Annotated in this window: 16 protein-coding genes; 6 read left to right on the top strand and 10 right to left on the bottom strand. The window is 72.4% G+C overall.

What is annotated here, in order from left to right; genetic code table 11:
• Complete coding sequence (locus tag DSM104299_RS27875; protein WP_272474944.1) at nt 1-555, bottom strand: TetR/AcrR family transcriptional regulator; 555 nt, start codon at nt 553-555, stop codon at nt 1-3.
• A gap of 89 nt (nt 556-644) precedes the next feature.
• On the opposite strand from DSM104299_RS27875, the gene DSM104299_RS27870 reads away from it, so the two are divergent.
• Nucleotides 645-1,415 (top strand): SDR family oxidoreductase, encoded by a 771-nt coding sequence (locus DSM104299_RS27870; protein ID WP_272474943.1) that lies wholly within the window; start codon nt 645-647, stop codon nt 1,413-1,415.
• Nucleotides 1,416-1,418: 3 nt separating this feature from the next.
• On the opposite strand, the gene DSM104299_RS27865 is transcribed toward DSM104299_RS27870, so the two are convergent.
• From DSM104299_RS27865 to DSM104299_RS27855, 3 genes are read right to left on the bottom strand one after another with little or no spacing between them, the layout of a single operon-like run.
• Nucleotides 1,419-1,832: a hypothetical protein gene (locus DSM104299_RS27865; RefSeq protein ID WP_272474942.1), complete on the bottom strand. Its 414-nt coding sequence runs from the start codon at nt 1,830-1,832 to the stop codon at nt 1,419-1,421.
• A complete protein-coding gene (locus DSM104299_RS27860; RefSeq protein WP_272474941.1) occupies nt 1,829-2,545 on the bottom strand; it encodes a uracil-DNA glycosylase in 717 nt (238 codons plus the stop codon). Before DSM104299_RS27860 ends, DSM104299_RS27865 begins: the two co-directional genes overlap by 4 nt.
• Before the next feature lie 52 nt (nt 2,546-2,597).
• Nucleotides 2,598-3,257 carry a TetR/AcrR family transcriptional regulator gene (locus DSM104299_RS27855; protein WP_272474940.1) on the bottom strand — a complete coding sequence of 220 codons (660 nt, stop codon included), beginning with the start codon at nt 3,255-3,257 and terminating at the stop codon, nt 2,598-2,600.
• Between the two features lie 47 nt (nt 3,258-3,304).
• Between DSM104299_RS27855 and DSM104299_RS27850 the strand changes: the two genes are divergently transcribed.
• Nucleotides 3,305-3,736, top strand: coding sequence for a nuclear transport factor 2 family protein (locus DSM104299_RS27850; RefSeq protein ID WP_272474939.1), 432 nt, complete (start codon nt 3,305-3,307; stop codon nt 3,734-3,736).
• Between the two features lie 50 nt (nt 3,737-3,786).
• Here the strand turns inward: DSM104299_RS27850 and rfbB are convergent, their stop codons facing one another.
• The 5 genes from rfbB to DSM104299_RS27825 all read right to left on the bottom strand — a co-directional run bounded on the left by rfbB (nt 3,787) and on the right by DSM104299_RS27825 (nt 9,333).
• Nucleotides 3,787-4,785: a dTDP-glucose 4,6-dehydratase gene (gene rfbB / locus DSM104299_RS27845; protein ID WP_272474938.1), complete on the bottom strand. Its 999-nt coding sequence runs from the start codon at nt 4,783-4,785 to the stop codon at nt 3,787-3,789.
• Complete coding sequence (gene rfbD / locus DSM104299_RS27840; RefSeq protein ID WP_272474937.1) at nt 4,782-5,627, bottom strand: dTDP-4-dehydrorhamnose reductase; 846 nt, start codon at nt 5,625-5,627, stop codon at nt 4,782-4,784. The genes rfbB and rfbD overlap by 4 nt, the downstream gene beginning before the upstream one ends.
• Before the next feature lie 3 nt (nt 5,628-5,630).
• The gene (locus DSM104299_RS27835) at nt 5,631-6,704 is read right to left on the bottom strand and encodes a glucose-1-phosphate thymidylyltransferase (RefSeq protein WP_272474936.1); all 1,074 of its coding nucleotides are present in this window, start codon (nt 6,702-6,704) and stop codon (nt 5,631-5,633) included.
• Nucleotides 6,704-7,177, bottom strand: coding sequence for a pyridoxamine 5'-phosphate oxidase family protein (locus DSM104299_RS27830; RefSeq protein WP_272474935.1), 474 nt, complete (start codon nt 7,175-7,177; stop codon nt 6,704-6,706). The genes DSM104299_RS27835 and DSM104299_RS27830 overlap by 1 nt, the downstream gene beginning before the upstream one ends.
• An 86-nt stretch (nt 7,178-7,263) precedes the next feature.
• Nucleotides 7,264-9,333 carry a helix-turn-helix transcriptional regulator gene (locus DSM104299_RS27825; RefSeq protein WP_272474934.1) on the bottom strand — a complete coding sequence of 690 codons (2,070 nt, stop codon included), beginning with the start codon at nt 9,331-9,333 and terminating at the stop codon, nt 7,264-7,266.
• Nucleotides 9,334-9,477: 144 nt separating this feature from the next.
• On the opposite strand from DSM104299_RS27825, the gene DSM104299_RS27820 reads away from it, so the two are divergent.
• Both DSM104299_RS27820 and DSM104299_RS27815 read left to right on the top strand, forming a co-directional pair.
• The gene (locus DSM104299_RS27820; RefSeq protein WP_272474933.1) at nt 9,478-10,119 is read left to right on the top strand and encodes a response regulator; all 642 of its coding nucleotides are present in this window, start codon (nt 9,478-9,480) and stop codon (nt 10,117-10,119) included.
• Nucleotides 10,116-10,364: a histidine kinase dimerization/phospho-acceptor domain-containing protein gene (locus DSM104299_RS27815; protein WP_272474932.1), complete on the top strand. Its 249-nt coding sequence runs from the start codon at nt 10,116-10,118 to the stop codon at nt 10,362-10,364. Before DSM104299_RS27820 ends, DSM104299_RS27815 begins: the two co-directional genes overlap by 4 nt.
• An 89-nt stretch (nt 10,365-10,453) precedes the next feature.
• On the opposite strand, the gene DSM104299_RS27810 is transcribed toward DSM104299_RS27815, so the two are convergent.
• Complete coding sequence (locus tag DSM104299_RS27810) at nt 10,454-11,449, bottom strand: 3'-5' exoribonuclease YhaM family protein (RefSeq protein ID WP_272474931.1); 996 nt, start codon at nt 11,447-11,449, stop codon at nt 10,454-10,456.
• A gap of 89 nt (nt 11,450-11,538) precedes the next feature.
• Here DSM104299_RS27810 and DSM104299_RS27805 point away from each other — a divergent pair, with 89 nt between their 5' ends.
• Together DSM104299_RS27805 and DSM104299_RS27800 are read left to right on the top strand one after the other, a co-directional pair.
• Nucleotides 11,539-12,504 carry a DMT family transporter gene (locus DSM104299_RS27805; protein ID WP_272474930.1) on the top strand — a complete coding sequence of 322 codons (966 nt, stop codon included), beginning with the start codon at nt 11,539-11,541 and terminating at the stop codon, nt 12,502-12,504.
• Entirely contained in the window at nt 12,501-13,133 is a 633-nt protein-coding gene (locus DSM104299_RS27800) for a GntR family transcriptional regulator (protein WP_272474929.1), read from the top strand. Before DSM104299_RS27805 ends, DSM104299_RS27800 begins: the two co-directional genes overlap by 4 nt.
• Nucleotides 13,134-13,135: the final 2 nt, after the last annotated feature.

Below are 13,135 nucleotides of genomic sequence, written 5' to 3'. Positions count from 1 at the left end.
TCAGGGTACGGCCGTCGGCCAAGCCCTCAGCGCCAGCTCGGCCACGTTGCGCAGCTCGTCGACGCCGGCGCCGTCGCGTGCCCGCGCCGACATGCCGTTGAGCACCGAGCCGTAGAACGCGGCGAGCGTGGCGACGTCGGTCCCGGCGGGCAGCTCGCCGGCGTCGACGCCGCGCTGCAGCCGGTCGCGCAGCGCGCCGTCGGAGCGGGCGCGCTCGTCGCCCAGCAGCGGCTCGGAGAGGATGAAGCAGCCCTGCGGCGTGTCGTCGCGGGTGTACTCGGTCGCCGCGACGCGCAGCATCCGCTCGACGGCGCCGCGCGCCGTGTCGGCGGCCAGGCCCTGGCGGACCGGCGCGCCCGCGTCGCTCTGGTAGCGCGCGACCGCCTCGTCGAAGAGGCGGCGCTTGTCGCCGAACGCCGCGTAGAGGCTCGGCGGCGCGATCCCCATCGCCCGCGTCAGGTCGCTGATCGACGTCTGCTCGTAGCCTTGGGCCCAGAACGCGCGCATCGCCTGCTCCAGGGCGGCGTCGCGGTCGAAGCTGCGGGGGCGGGCCATGGCCTGAATTCTATAGCGCGCGATACAGAACGTGCTAGCGTCCGCGCCCCCGTTCTGTATCGATCGCTACACCAAAGGTAGGTCTCCCCATGTCGAGGTCCCTCGCAGGCAAGGTCGCGCTGGTCACCGGCGGCTCGCGCGGCATCGGCCGCGCGATCGCGCAGCGCCTCGCGGCCGACGGCGCGCTCGTCGCCGTGCACTACGGCCGGCAGGCCGAGGCGGCGGCCGCGGTCGTCGCCGCGATCGAGGCCGACGGCGGGCAGGCCTTCGCGCTCGGCCAGCCGCTGGGCGTGGCCGGCGACGTCGCCGGGCTCTTCGGCCAGCTCGACGCCGTGATGGCGCGCCGGACCGGCTCGACGCGGCTCGACATCCTCGTCAACAACGCCGGCGTCGCCACCCACGCCGACCTCGCCGGGACGACGTCGGAGCTGTTCGACGAGCACTTCGCGATCAACGCCCGCGCGCCGTTCTTCATCACGCAGGCCGCGGCCGAGCGGATGGACGCGGGCGGCCGGGTCATCACGATCGGCACCGGCCTGACCAAGCAGGTCAAGCCCGAGCTCGTCGCCTACGCGATGTCGAAGGCGGCGATCGACGTGATGTCCCAGACGCTGGCCAAGGAGCTGGCGCCGCGCGGCATCACCGTCAACGTCGTCGCGCCCGGCGTGGTCGACACGGACATGAACGCCGGCTGGCTGCGCGGCGACGACGCGGCGCGCGCGCACGCCGAGGGCATGTCGCCGTTCGGGCGGCTGACCGAGCCGGAGGACGTCGCGAGCGTCGTCGCCTTCGCCGCGTCCGACGACGCCCGGTTCGTGACCGGGCAGTTCCTCGACGCGACGGGCGGCGCGGTGCTGTAGCCGCTAGTCGATCACGAAGCCGAGCGTGATCTGGCGGACGCGGTCGTGGCTGAGCCGGAAGGTGGTGACGCGCTGGCCGGCCAGCAGCCGGCCGACGGTGCAGGAGCGCAGCGTGCGCGGTCCGGTGCAGGTGACGTGCGCGACGCCGCGCTTGACCGCGCGCTCGGAGGAGCCGACGCCGACGCCGCTCTTCGTCTTCTGGCGGCGGTCGGTCGTCGTCACGTCGAAGACCGTGCCGTCGGCGGTGGCCGAGAGGTAGACCTTGGTCTTGCCGTAGTCCATGACGCGGATCGGGCGGGTGGGTCCGAGTCCGTCCTTGACCGACCGCATGGACTTGGGCCGGCCGAGGACGTGGCGGACGCCCGTCTCGCTCATCAGCAGGTGGACGCCGGCGACCTCGGCCTGCGGGACGATCACGCCAGGCCCGCCACGTCGCGCGCGGTGGTGAACACGTCGTCCATCATCGCCTCGGTCAGAACGCCGGTGAAGGTGTTCTGCTGGGACGGGTGGTAGGTGCCCAGAAGCGCCCAGCCACCGTCCTCCCGGTCGTCGTCGTACCAGAGCGCGCCGTGGCCGAACTTCGGCTTGGGCCGCGGCGGCGCATGGCCGAGCGCGGCGCGCAGCCGCAGCGCGGCGTCCCAGGCGAACGCGCCGAGGCAGACGACGACGCGCACGTCGCTCACGTGCTCCAGCTCGGCGACCGTCCACGGCAGGCACGCGTCGCGCTCGTCGGGCGTCGGCTTGTTGGCCGGCGGCGCGCAGCGCACGGCGGCGGTGATCCAGGCGTCCGTGAGCTGGAGGCCGTCGTCGCGCGCGACGCTCGTCGGCTTGTTGGCGAAGCCGGTGCGGTGCAACGAGGCGAAGAGGAAGTCGCCGCTGCGGTCGCCGGTGAAGACGCGCCCGGTGCGGTTGGCGCCGTGGGCGGCGGGCGCGAGCCCGAGGATCAGGACGCGGGCGCGCGGGTCGCCGAAGCCCGGGATCGGGCGGCCCCAGTAGGTGTCGTCCTTGAACGAGGCGCGCTTCTCGCGCGCGACCTGCTCGCGCCAGTCGACCAGGCGCGGACAGCGCCGGCACCGCGTGACCTCCGCCTCCAGGGCGGCGAGGCCGGGGTCCGCGTGGCGGCGGCTCATCCCGCCTGCTGCAGGATCCTGGGAAGCCTCTCGCTGAGCGTGTCGGCGACCATCAGCGGCTCTGCTCGAGGATTCCGAGCATGAGGCGGTCGATCACGGGCTCGAGCTCGCGGATGTCGCCGGGGTTGCCGGTGCGCAGCTGGCGCGAGGCGAGCTCGACGATCGCGCCGACGCACGCGAACGCGTCGTCGCGCGAGGCGAAGCGCGGCGCGCCGTACTTCGGCGCCGTGCGCTCGTTGTCGCGGTAGATGGCGTCGGCGAACGCGTCGAGGATCGCGTCGCGGCGCTCGGTCGCGCGCGGGCCGGCGCCGATGATCTCGACCAGGAGCGTCTGCGCCGCGTCGGGCCAGTCGGCGAGCGTGCGCAGGAACGCGCGCGTGCCGTTGGCGAGGTGCGTCGGGTAGTCCTCGGTCTGCTCGTCGGCGGCGAGCGCCATCTGGCGCATGCACTCGGTGGCGGCCTCGTCGAACAGCGCGAGGATCGCCTCCTCCTTGTTGGCGAAGTGCTCGTAGAACGTCGCCTTCGACATCCCGGCCTCGCGGCTGATCGCCTCCGCGGTGGCGTCGGCGAAGCCGCGCTTGGCGAAGACCGTGGCCGCCGCCTCGAACAGCCGGCGGCGCTGCACCGTCAGCCGGACCTCCAGCGGCGGCGCGTGACGACCTCGCGGAACGACGGTGGGAACGGTGGTGCGGGATGCGTCGGAGTCGGCCATGCGTCGCTGAATCCTAGGCGGCAGGGCAGGAGGTACGCTCCAGCACGATGGCCGCCACCACCCGCCTCGCCGCGTTGCTCTGCCTCAGCGCGCTTACCCTGACCGCCTGCGGGCAGACCGACGACGACTCGTCATCGGACTTCAAAGGCGACCAGAAGGCGGTCGCGCAGACCGTCGAAGACCTCCAGAAGGCCAGCAAGAAGCGCGACGAGACCAAGATCTGCGCGGACCTCCTGGCCCCCGCGCTGGTGACCAAGATCAAGACCGCCTCCAAGGGCACCTGCGAGAAGGTCCTCAAGGACGCGCTGCGCGACGTCGACTCATGGGAGCTCGACGTCAAGAAGGTCGCGATCGACGGCACCTCCGCGACCGCGACCGTCCAGTCCGACACCGGCAAGGACAACCGCACCGACACCTTGACCCTCGTCAAGGTCGACAACACCTGGAAGATCTCCGAGCTGGGCTCGGCGGCTTCCTAGCCCCGGCGGCGGCGCCCGCCAAAGACGCTCGCGCCGCCGGCTGAAGGCCGCTAGCCCAGCGACCGCCCGTAGTGGCGCTCGTAGTACTCGCGGAACTCGCCGGAGCGGATCGGCTCCCACCACCAGGCGTTGTCGCGGTACCAGGCGACGGTCTTCTCGAGGCCGTCCTCGAAGCGGACCTGGGCCGACCAGCCGAGGGCGCGGGACTTCTCGGAGCCGAGCGAGTAACGGCGGTCGTGGCCGGGGCGGTCCGTGACGTACTCGATCAAGGACTCGTCCTTGCCCGTGTGCTTCAGGATGCCCTTGACGACCTCGATGTTGGTGGACTCGTCCGGGCCGCCGACGTTGTAGACCTCGCCGGGGTTGCCGTGGGCCAGGATGTGAGAGATCCCGCGGCCGAAGTCCTCGACGTAGAGCCAGTTGCGGACGTTCAGCCCGTCGCCGTAGACCGGGAGCTTGTCGTCGTGCAGCGCGTTGAGCACCATCAACGGGATCAGCTTCTCGGGGTACTGGTAGGGCCCGTAGTTGTTGGAGCCGCGGGCGATCACGGTCTCCAGCCCGTAGGTGTGGAAGTAGGACTGGACGAGCAGGTCGCCGCCGGCCTTCGACGCGCTGTAGGGCGACGACGGGACGATCGGCGACTCCTCCGTGAACGAGCCCTCCTCGATCGACCCGTACACCTCGTCGGTCGAGATCTGCACGTAGCGCTTGACCTCGCGCTCGCGCGCGGCCTCCAGCAGGACCAGCGAGCCGCGGACGTTCGTGTCGACGAACGCGTCCGGGCCGCTGATCGAGCGGTCGACGTGCGTCTCGGCCGCGAAGTTGACGATCGCGTCGACGCCGTCGCCCAGCGCCTCGGCGACCTTCTCGGGGTTCTGGATCTCCCCGTGCACGAGCGTCACCGCGTCGCCGAGGTCCTGGAGGCTCTCGGGCCGGCCGGCGTAGGTCAGCGCGTCGAGGACGACGACCTGGTCGCCCTCGTCCTGCACGCGCTGGCGCACGAAGTTCGAGCCGATGAACCCGGCCCCGCCACAGACGAGCAGCTTCACGATGCCTTCTCCCTCTCGTTCAGGTACTGCGCGACGCCGTCCTGCCACGGCGGCAGCCGCGGGGTCTCGTCGCGCTCGCTGGCCAGCACGCTCCACGCCGGCCGCGGCGCGGGGCGTTGGAACTGCGCGGCCGTGGTCTCGTTCACGCGCGCGGTCACGCCCGCGGCGCGGTACAGCTCCACCGTCAGCGCGTGCCAGGAGCACTGGCCGCCGCCCGCGGTGTGGAAGACGCCGGTCGCGTCGCTCGCCGCGAGGTCGAGCAGCGCCGGTGACAGGTGGCCCGCGAACGTCGGCGAGCCGATCTGGTCGGTGACGACGCTGACCTCGTCGCGCGTCCGCGCCGCGTCCAACATGGTGTTCAGGAAGTTCTTGCCGCCGACGCCGAACAGCCACGCGGTGCGCGCGATGGCGTAGTCGTCGTTGTGGCCGATGACGGCCTGCTCGCCGGCGAGCTTCGTGCGGCCGTAGGCGCCGAGCGGCGACGTCGGGTCGGACTCGACGTACGGGCGGCCGGTGAGCGTGCCGTCGAAGACGTAGTCGGTGGAGACCGCGACGATGCGCGCGCCGAGCATCGCGGCGGCGGCCGCCACGTTGGCCGACGCGTCGGCGTTGACGGCCAGCGCCGCGGCCTCGTTGGCCTCGGCGCCGTCGACGTCGACGAACGCGGCGCAGTGGACCACCGCGTCCGGGCCGGCCTGCTCGACGAGGTCCTGCGCGACGGCGGCGTCGGTGAGGTCGCCGTCGGGCAGGTCGATGCCGACGACGTCCCAGCCCCGCGCGCGAGCATCTTCGACAACTCGATGGCCGAGCATGCCGGCCGCGCCTGTGACGAGCAGCCGCAAGACCTACAGGATCCCGATGTCGCTGTTGTCGCCCACCATGAACTTGTACGCCTTGGGCTGGCCCTCGCTGCGCGCGATGTGCACGTTGCGCCCCAGCAGCGAGGCCTCCATGCGGCCGTTCAGGCCCCTGACCGACGAGCCCGCCAGCAGGATCGAGTGCTCGACCTCGGCGCCCTCGACCGCGCAGCCGTCGCCGATCGCGGTGTAGGGCCCGATGTAGCAGTCGGTCAGCGTCGTGCCGGCGCCGATGATCGCGGGCCCGCGGACGGTCGCGCGGGTGAGCTTCGCGCCGGCCTCGACGACCACGCGGCCCTCCACGTTGGAGTCGATCAGCTCGCCGTCGATGCGGTGCTCCATGCGATCGAGGATCAGCCGGTTGGCCTCCAACATGTCGTCCAGCCGGCCGGTGTCCTTCCACCAGCCCTGCACGATGTGCGGCTCGACGCGCCGGCCGCTGTCGACCAGGTGCTGGATCGCGTCGGTGATCTCCAGCTCGCCGCGCGGGCTGGGCTCGATCGCGCGCGCCGCGTCGTGGATCAAGGGCTTGAACATGTAGACGCCGACGAGCGCGAGGTTCGTCTTCGGCTCCGGCGGCTTCTCGGCCAGCGCGACGACGCGCTCGCCGTCGAGCTCGGCGACGCCGTAGTGCTCGGGGTCCGGGACCGGCGTCAGGAGGATCAGCGCGTCGGGCTCGCCCGACCTGAACTTGTCGACGAGGTCGTCGATCCCGCCCTGCAGCAGGTTGTCGCCCAGGTACATGACGAACGGCGAGTCGCCCAGGAACGGCTCGGCGGTCAGGACCGCGTGGGCCAGGCCCGCAGGCTCGTCCTGCAGGATGTAGGTGATCTTGACGCCGAACTGCGACCCGTCGCCGGCGACCTCCTTGATCTCCTCGCCCGTCTCCGGCGCGATGATGATCCCGATCTCCTCGATCCCGGCCTTGGCCATCGCGTCGATGCCGTAGAACAGCACCGGCCGGTTGGCCACCGGCACGAGCTGCTTGGCGGAGGTGTGGGTGATGGGACGCAGGCGCGTGCCCTTGCCCCCGGACAGGATCAGGCCCTTGAGCGGCTTCATCAGTAGACGTTCCCCAGCTTGCGGTGGTCCCAGGTCGCGCGCTTGCGCTCGACGAACTCCAGGCCGACGCGCTTGGCGGCCTGGGCCTTGACCATGTCCCGGACCTCGGGCGCGACCTCGCCGTCGGCGTTGCCGCCGTAGCGCGCGAAGATCTCGAGCCCGAGGTCGGTGACGAAGTCGGTGTCGCGGTGGATCGTGACCTCGGTCTCGAGCATCACGCCGCGCAGCAGGTGGTACTGGTCCTGGCCGGCCTCGACCTGGAGGGTCGCGCGCGCGTCGCGCTCCAGGTTGCGCGTCTTCTGCGCCTTGGCGAAGGTCCAGGCCCACAGGCGGCCGTCGCGCACCACGTACCAGAGCGGCATGAGGTGCGGCCACCCGCTCGGGCCCAACGTGGCGCACGTCATCACGCGCTCCGCGTCGAGGAACGCGAGGACCTCGGCCTCGTCCATCGTGATCTGGCTGCGTCGGCTCACCGGCGGAGGAGGCTAACGAGCCAGCGCGCGCTTGGCCTGCCCGGTCGGCCAGACCCTTGCCAATGCGGCCAGCACTGAGCGGACGGCTAGCGAACCGCGAGCCGCACGCGGTCGACCGCGGCGCGCACGGCCTCGCGCGCCTCCGGCGGGGAGACGACGGCGGCGTCGCCGGCCTCGGCCAGGACCTCGCGCACGAGCCAGTCGGTGCCCTTGTAGGGCAGCTCGACGACGACCGAGCCGTCGGTCAGCTCCTGCGCGACGCGGCGCTGCTCGCGCGACCAGCGGGCGCGGTCGGGGGAGATCCAGACGCGGGCGACGCGGCTGGCCTCGACCTCGCCGGTGCGCGGCCAGCCGTCGACGTCGGCCGCCGGGTCGACCTCGGGGCGCGGCGTGAACGTCTCGTCGAGCACCGCGGCGTTCTTGACGCGGTCCAGGCGGAAGTGGCGGACGGCCTCGCGCTGGGGGTCGAACGACGCGACGTACCAACCCTCGCGGCCGTTGATCAGCGCGTAGGGCTCGATCACGCGCTCGGTGAACTGGTCCTCGTTGGCCTTGTAGTACTCCAGGCGCAGGAGCTTGGACGCGACGATCGCGTTGGAGACGACGCGGGCGATCCCGGAGTCGTCGCCCGTGCCGGAGGCGACCTGGAGGCCCTGCTCCATCGGGTCGGCGCCGAGCGCCTTGACGATCTTGGTGCGGGCGGAGGTCAGCGCGCCCTCCGGCAGGTGGTCGCCGATCAGGTCGATCGCGGCGATCAGGGCCTTGGCCTCGACGGGCAGCAGGCGCGCGGGGCGGGCGAAGTTGTCGCTGTAGGGCTCGGGGTCGACCTCGATCGTCCCGTCGTCGCGGATCTCCGCGTACAGGACGTAGGAGCCGCCGCCGAAGTTCACGACGTTGAGGACGGCGACGTCCTCGCGCAGCTCGGCCTCGGACACCTGGAGCGCGTCGGTCACGTCGCCGATGCGCAACAGCTCGCTGGCGCGGCCGGCCTGGATGAGGATCGACGCGAGCGTCACGAGGCGCGCGAAGCGCTCCGGGCGGATCGCGGTCTCGCGCCGGGAGGCGGCGGTCGGCTCCGGCACGGCCTCCTCGGCGGGCGCGGCGGGCGTCGCGGCGGGCAGCTCGAGCGTGTCGCCGGCGTGGAGGTCGTGCAGGCGCTCGACGCGCTCGGCGACCTCGGCGACCAGATCGTCGGGGCCCTGGATCCGGGCGTGCTCGCCGAGGCGCAGCGCCCAGGCGGCGAGCTGGCGGACCGACGCGTAGTAGGTCGAGAAGACGATGTCGCCCTCGCCGGGGCCGCTCTCGGCCGGTCGGACGTCGCCGTAGCGGCCGAAGTGGCGCTCGACCTGCCAGGCGATCCGCTCGGAGATCCAGACGTCGGCCTGGCCGAGCGGCTCCCCGAACTGCCAGTCGGCGCGGCCGGCGTAGGCGCGCGGGTCGAAGTCGGTGGGGCGCTTGAAGTCGTGCTCGGCCTTGGTCGCGTAGGCGACCTTGCCGCGGATGCGGCTCAGGCGGAAGACGCGGATCGCGTCGCGCTCGTGCGAGCGGCCGAGGAGGTAGAACTGGCCGCCCTGGAACAGCAGGTGGTACGGGTCGACCTTGCGGGCGCCGACCGTGTCGCGCTCCATGGTGTAGTAGTCGAACGTGATCGTCTTGTTGCGGAAGATCGCGGTCTCGATCTTGGCGAGGCGCTGCGAGAGGTCGTGGCCGCCGGCGCTGGCGGTGACGCCGAGCGCGATCGACCCCTGATCGGGCGAGTTGAGCGGGCTGGGCCGCCCCCAGGAGATCTGCTGCAGCGCCAGGCGCAGCGGCTCGGCGTAGGCGAACTCGCCGTCCAGGAGCGTGAGCGCGAACTGGAGGGAGGCCAGCTCCTCGTCGGTGAACGCGATCGCGGGGAGGTGGAAGTTCTCCGGCCGCAGCGAGTAGTTCTCCTGCTCGGCCACGCCGTCGGCGGGCTTCTCGACCGTGAGCTGGATGCCCAGGGACTCCAGCTCGGCGCGATCGGCGTAGAACCGGCGGGCGAAGGCGTCCTCGTTCATGCCGCTGTAGCCCTCGACGTCACGCCGGATCTCCAGCGCGGTGACCGGGCGACGCTCCGCCATGAGATACGAGATGAGCGAGAGCTGACGGATGAGCTTCTCGGTGTCCTTCGCCATATACCGACGACGATACGGCCCCTGAGCGCGTCGCGGGCCGTTCGTTGCAGAACTCGCCGCGCTCTTTCCGCAGATTCGGTGCGAGGACGAAGAGTGGCGTCAGAGGTGCCATACCGCGGAAATGCCGTGTACGGTTCGGCCTTCATGACCAAGCTCGTCATCGTCGACGACCACGAGGCGCTGCGCGAGGGACTGGTGGCCCTGCTTCAGCACGGCGGCCTGGAAGTCGTGGGCGCGGCGGGCAACGTCGCCGCCGGCGTCGACCTCGTAGACCACGCGGAGCCCGACGTCGCCATCGTCGACATCCAGCTGCCGGACGGCTCGGGCATCGACCTGACCCGGGAGCTCCTGGCGCGCCGGCCGGACCTGGGGGTGATCCTCTACACGGGGGACTCCGACGCCGAGCTGCTGTACGACGGGCTCGACTCCGGCGCCCGCGGCTACGCGCTGAAGGCCGGCTCGATGGACGAGCTGATGGCCGCGATCGAGCGCGTCGCGAACGGCGGGTCCTACGTGGACCCTCGCCTGGACCGGATCCTGCTGTCGCCGCGGGCGACCGCGCACGTCCCGCAGCTGTCGCCGCGCGAGCGCGAGATCATGCACCTGATGGCCGAGGGCATGACCGCCGAGGCGATCGGCGACAAGATCAGCGTGTCGGTCGAGACCGTGCGCACCCACGTGCGCAACGTGATCCGCAAGCTCCAGGCGCGCAACCGCGTCCACGCGATCGCGATCGCGCTGGAGCGGGGCGAGATCGCCCTCGACTCCACGCGCGACGAGCGATGACGCCGCCGCCACCGGCGGGCCAGCCCTGGCCATCCGATCCTCACGAGCGCCTGGCGAGGCTCGTCCACGACCTCCGCACGCCGTTGACGATCGTGCAGGGCTTCGCCGAGCTGCTGGACCGCGGCGTGACCTCCCTCGACGACGAGCGCCGCTCGGAGTACCTCGGCCGCATCGCGGCCGCCGGACGGGAGATGAAGGAGATCCTGGACGAGGAGCGGGAAGACCGCTTGTCGTCCGAGCTCTGACGGCGGGCCGGCGCCGCCACCCGCCTCGCACCGGTCGTGAGGTGCCGTCGGCGACCCCGCCGGCGCCGGTCCTTCCGCGTGCGCGGCGGCTACGCCGCCTGCGACCGGCGGTCTTCGGCGGTGATCGGTGTCGCGGACGTGCCGGCGGACCCGAAGTAGGCGCCGGCGCCGATGGCGCGGTCGAAGGTGGACCAGGCGGAGCCGGGTGGAAGGGACTTCTCGAGGCGGTCGAAGGAGCCGAGGCGGCCGCCGAGGTTGTCGATCATGTGGACCAGCGTCGCCTCGCGGGTGCAGGGGACGACGGGGGAGCCGTGCTCGAGGGAGCCGTGGTGGCTCAGGATGATGTGCAGGACCGACTGGGCGAGGTCGGTCGGGAAGCCGGGGAGGTCCTCGATCAACCGTCGCACCCGGTAGTAGCCGAGCGGGATCTCGCCCTGGAGGCGGCCGTCGTCGGTCATGTCGATCGGCGCGTCGACGGTGTAGGCCTCCAACTTGCCGATGTCGTGCAACAACGCGCCGGTGACGGCGACGTCGTGGTCGATGCCCGGGAAGACCTGGGAGGCGCCGTGGACGGCCTGGGCGACCGTGAGGCAATGCTCCAGCAACCCGTGCAGGTAGGCCTGGTGGTACTTCTTCGCGGCGGGCGCGATGCGGTACATCGCCCAGGTCTCGGAGCCTTCGCCGAAGAAGGCATCCAACAACCGACGCAAGTGCGGGTCCTGCACGGTGGCGAGCAGCTCGCGGAACTGCGTCTCCATCGCGTCGATGTCCTGCGGCGGCCCGTCCTGGAGGATCGACGGGTCGAACGTGCCGTCGACGGCGGGCTTCAGCGCCAGGATCGCGATCTGCGCGCCCCAGCGCTGGTCGACCTCGTAGCGGCCGACGACGTGCACCGGCGAGCCCGCGCGGCACAGCTCCAGGGCATGCGGGAGCTCCTCCCAGACGATGGCCGGGACGCCGCCCGTGCGGTCGCCGAGAACCAACTTGAGGTACTCGCTGCCGTCGTGACGCGGCCGCCGAGCGGCCTCGCGGACCAGCAGCACCTGGTCGAGGTCGGAGCCGTGCTGGAGGTCACGAACGAGCACGGCGGCAAGGTGACACGGGCAGCGGACGGACACCCGCGCACGCCGCAGAGTTGTTGCAAAGTCGGCGGCGATTGTGGAACAATCGACGGATGTCCCGCCTGCAAGTCCTCCTGGCCGCGCTCTGCTTCGGGACCACCGGCACCGCGCAAGCACTCGGGCCGGACGGCACCTCGCCGGTGACGGTCGGCGCCGCCCGGATCGCGGTCGGCGCCGCGCTGCTGCTCGCCGTGCAGTGGCTGGCCGGGCGCCGTGCGGCGTCGCGCCGTCGGGGTGTGGCGAGGGCCGGGGGACGCGCGCGCCGGGGTGGTGCGGCGACGAGCGGAGGGGCGTGGCCCCGCGGGCCCGTGATCCTCGGCGCGCTCGGCGTCGCCGGCTACCAGCTCTGCTTCTTCGCCGCCGTCAAGGACACCGGCGTCGCCGTCGGGACGGTCGTCGCCCTCGGCTCCGCCCCCGCGCTGGCTGGCCTCGGCGGGTACCTCGTCGACCAGCACCGACCGCAACCCGCTTGGGCCATGGCGACGGCGCTGGCCTGCGCCGGCGTCGCGCTCCTCGCCCTCAGCGGCGGCAGCGGCGGCGACGTCAGCGCCCCCGGCGTCGCCCTCGCGGTCGGCGCCGGCGCCTCCTACGCGATCTTCACCCTCGCCTCCAAGCGCCTCCTCGACCAAGGCCACCATGTCGAACCCGTCATGGCCCGCCTCTTCGGCTTCGGCGCGCTCCTCCTCGCACCCGTGCTCGTGCTCGGCGACACGAGCTGGGTCACCACCACCAGCGGCGCCACGCTGGCCCTCTGGCTCGGCGCCGTCCCCACCGCGTTGGCCTACATCCTGTTCGCCTCCGGCCTGCGCCACCTCCCCGCCAACGAGGTCGCGACGCTCACGCTCGCCGAGCCGGTCACCGCCGCGCTGCTCGGCGCGATCGTCCTCGGCGAGCGCCCCGGACCCGCCGCCGTCGCCGGCATCGTCATCATCCTGGCCGGCCTCGCGGTCCTCGCGGCGCCGCGACGCAGGCGCCCAGCTCACCCCCAAGCCACCGCACCCCTGGAGATCCCCGCATGACCGCCGGCGACCGGGTCGCCGCCCAGATCCGCGAGCGCATCCTCGACGGCCAGCTCCCGGCCGGCCAGCGCCTCGTCGAAGGCGACCTCTCCGAGACCTGCCACGCCGCCCGCCACACCGTCCGGGCCGCGCTCAAGGCGCTGCAGACCGAGGGCCTGGTCGAGATCGTCCCCAACCGCGGCGCGCGCGTCGCCGGCCTGGACGCCGACGCGATCGTGGCGCTCTACGAGCTCAGAGCCGCGCTCGAGGTCGAGGCCGCCCACCTCGCGCTCGCCAAGAACGGCGACCGCCTCCCGCCCTCCGTCCACGAGGCGGCCGAGGTCCTCGCCCGCGCGTGCCGGAGGGCCCGTCCCTCCTGGCCTACCGTCTCCCGCGCCCACGCCGACCTCCACACCGCGATCGTCCGCGGCGCGCGCTCGCCCCGCATCGAGGCCGTGCACGACCAGCTCACCGCCCAGACGCGCCTGTTCCTCCTGCTCGTCCGCCCGCACTACACCTTCGCCCGGCTCGCCGAGGAGCACCTGGAGCTGCTCGCCGACCTGGAGCGCCACGGCCCGGACGTCCTGCGCCGGCACCTGCGCGGCTCGGCCGGCGCCCTGGTCGACGGCGTGCTCCGCCACGCCCAGTAGTG

The organism is Baekduia alba (assembly GCF_028416635.1).
GTDB classification, from domain to species: Bacteria; Actinomycetota; Thermoleophilia; order Solirubrobacterales; family Solirubrobacteraceae; genus Baekduia; species Baekduia alba.
The sequence above is the reverse complement of the archived record's forward strand: the minus strand, read 5'-3'. Positions and strand labels throughout refer to the sequence as shown.